Origin of the sequence: Streptomyces jumonjinensis (assembly GCF_009600885.1) — a bacterium.
GTDB classification, from domain to species: domain Bacteria; phylum Actinomycetota; class Actinomycetes; order Streptomycetales; family Streptomycetaceae; genus Streptomyces; species Streptomyces jumonjinensis.
Map to the genome: position 1 here is coordinate 1 of NZ_VCLA01000068.1, position 2,348 is coordinate 2,348.

Here is a 2,348-nt window from a genome sequence, read left to right on the forward strand (position 1 = left end):
GCCCGCCATCGGGGGCGGCGGCGGGCCTCCCGCCGCGCGCCAGGCGGCGGCGACGGCGGAGGCGTCGCGGCCGTCCGCCGCCGCCTGCCGCAGCTCATGCCCGATCAGGTCCTCGGGCTGGACCCAGGTCAGCCGGAGCGCCTCCGTCATCGGGCGTCCCCCGTCAGCCGGGCGAACGCCGCCTCATGGGCGCGGCGGCGCTCCCGGTCGCGTACGAACACCTCCCGGACCACCGCGGCCAGCTCCCTCGCCGGAGCGTGCAGATCGAGCCGGCTGGCCTCGGCGACCGACTTCGCCCAGTCACGGGGCACCGCCGCCTCGCCCCCGAGCGCGCCCGCGATCGCCCCCGCCATGGTGGCGATGGAGTCGCAGTCACGGCCGTAGTTGACCGACCCCAGCACCGTACGGCGGTAGTCGCCCCCGCCGATCAGCAGCATGCCCAGGGCGATGGGCAGCTCCTCGATGGAGTGCAGCCGGGAGGGGCGGCGGGCCGCCAGCGACGGCGCGCGGTAGTCGGGGCCGACCGTGTCGAAAGGGGCGACCGCGGTGCGCAGGGGCACGAGAGCGGTCTCGAAGTCCGTATGGGCGGCGGCGGCTTCGGCGACCGCCTCGATCGCCGCGCGGGTGCCGTCCTTGGCCAGGCCGAGCGCCGTGTCGACCACGGAGGCCGGTGTCGCGCCCGGGAGACAGGCCGCCGCGACCGCCGCCGCGAAGACGCCCGCCGCCTCGCGTCCGTACGACGACTGATGCGCGCCCGCGATGTCCAGGGCCTCGGCGTAAGCGGCCCGGGGGTCGGCCGCGTTGACCAGCCCCACCGGGGCCATGTACATCGCCGCACCGCAGTTGACGATATTGCCCGCGCCGGCCTCGCGTGGATCGTGATGGCCGTAGTGCAACCGGGCGACCAGCCATTTCTCGGCGAGGAAGATCCGCTGGAGGGGGAGCGCCTCGGCCTCCAGCTCCGGGATCCAGCGGGGGCGGGTCATCAGGTCCGGCACCAGGTGCCCGGCCACGGAGTAGGCGTCGAGGTGGTCCCGTACCTCCGTGTACACCCTGATCAGCGCATGGGTCATCAGGGTGTCGTCGGTGATGTGCCCATCGCCCTTGTGGTACGGGGCGATCGGGCGGGCCGTGCGCCAGTCGTCGCCGTTCCAGGGGCCCACGATGCCCTGGACCCGGCCGCCGTGGCGTTCGGCGATCTGCTCGGGGGTGTAGCCCTCGACCGGGCCGCCGAGCGCGTCGCCGACCGCCGCGCCGATCAGACTGCCGGTGATCCGGTCATCAAGCGCCGGGTTCGTCACTGTTGTCAGCATCATGCCGGAATTGTCCACCCGGCGGCGTCGGTTCCGTGTGTGCGAGCAGCCCGGCGAGTTCCACCAGATCCGTGCCCGCGAGCCGGGGCAGCGCGCAGCCCGCGAGGGTGCGGCACGCCTCGCGCCAGCTCGCCGGGATGGCGTCCCCGCCGCCGAGCGCCCCGGTCAGCGCCCCGGCAAGCGCGGGGGCCGAGTCGGCGACCCGGGAGAGACAGGCCGCGGTGGGCACCGCCTCGGAGACCCGGCCGCGCGCCGCGGTGGCCACGGCGAGCGCGACCGGCACGGTCTCGGCGGCGGCGATGCCGTAGCTGTAGACGTGGTCCACGATCTGATGCTCCAGCAGCGGTACGAGATCGAACGCCGCGTCCGATTCGCGGGCGAGCGCCACGGCGTGCCGTCCGTTGCGGCCGATCTCGGTGGCGGCCGGGAGCTGTGCCAGCGCGGCGTCCACGGCGTCGTCGACCCCGGCCCCGCCGAGCGCCGCGGCGACGGCGGCGGCCATGGCGCGCGCGCCGTGCACCCCGTCGCCGTCCTGGGTGTAGCGGGCGTCGAACTCCGCGAGGGTGGCCGCCGACGCCGGGTCCCCGGGGTGGACGACGGCGAGTACGACCGCCCGTACGCAGGCGGCGTCGTCGAAGTAGTGGGGGTTGTCGTGGCCGGTGGCGGGCGGGCGCAGCCCGGTGGCGAGATTGCCGAGCCCGGCGCGTACGGAGATCCGGGCGCGCAGGGGGAGTACGGCGGACTCGACCTCGGGGGCGCGGTCGGCGGCGGCGGCGACCTGCCCGGCCAGGGAGTTCCAGGCGAGGTCGATGGCCCCGCGCATCCGGCGGCCGGGGGTGAGCCCGGCGAAGAGCGGACCGGCCGCGGTGAGCACGGTCCCGGCGGTGAAGGCGGCCCACTCGGCGTCGTCGGAGGGGCCGAGCCGCAGGGGCTCGGGGGGCTGGTTGAGGGCGATGGGGACGGGGAGGGTGGTGGTGGCGTTCTGCTCGGCGAAGGTGTCCAGCTCCCGGGTGAGCCGCCGGGTCCACTCGGGCA

The 2,348-nt window shown here is 75.9% G+C and carries 2 protein-coding genes and 1 pseudogene; all 3 read right to left on the reverse strand.

All coding sequences use genetic code 11. The annotated features are described in order from the left end of the window. Nucleotides 1–150 (reverse strand): annotated as a pseudogene (locus tag FF041_RS08760) (ADP-ribosylglycohydrolase family protein); the annotation flags it as partial. Beyond that, nucleotides 147–1,316 carry an ADP-ribosylglycohydrolase family protein gene (locus FF041_RS08765; RefSeq protein ID WP_153521772.1) on the reverse strand — a complete coding sequence of 390 codons (1,170 nt, stop codon included), beginning with the start codon at nt 1,314–1,316 and terminating at the stop codon, nt 147–149. The gene FF041_RS08765 and the pseudogene FF041_RS08760, both read right to left, overlap by 4 nt. Then, a partial coding sequence (locus FF041_RS08770; RefSeq protein ID WP_153521774.1) for an ADP-ribosylglycohydrolase family protein occupies nt 1,282–2,348 on the reverse strand: 1,067 nt, incomplete at its 5' end. The genes FF041_RS08770 and FF041_RS08765, both read right to left, overlap by 35 nt.